Origin of the sequence: Mesorhizobium sp. M8A.F.Ca.ET.165.01.1.1 (assembly GCF_004792065.1) — a bacterium.
Lineage (GTDB): Bacteria > Pseudomonadota > Alphaproteobacteria > Rhizobiales > Rhizobiaceae > Mesorhizobium.
Window position 1 is genome coordinate 1 of the sequence record NZ_SRTH01000256.1, and the last position, 283, is coordinate 283.

The 283-nt window shown below is 68.6% G+C and carries 1 pseudogene; it reads right to left on the reverse strand.

From position 1 onward, the window contains the following. A pseudogene (locus EN808_RS35990) lies at positions 1-283 on the reverse strand (hypothetical protein); the annotation flags it as partial.

Sequence of the window (283 nt, forward strand, 5' to 3'; positions counted from 1 at the left end):
GGACTCCCAGGGATGGATGATCGCAACCAGCCCCTCCCTCTTGGGGTCGCGGTTCTCGTAGAACCAGCGGTGCCAGGCGTCGATCTTCGGCAGCAGCCTGCGAGCCCGCTCTGCCGCCAGCTTGCTGTCGCTCGCGCGGTCGAACAGGCGGCGCACGGCAAAGCCGGCGACGGCGGGTTGGGTGATGCCGGAGGTCGCGGTCCGGCGGCCGGTGCGCCAGACCTCCGGTCCAGGAAAGTAGCCATCGTTCCAGACATGGAAGACGATGTGCGGCACCATGCCG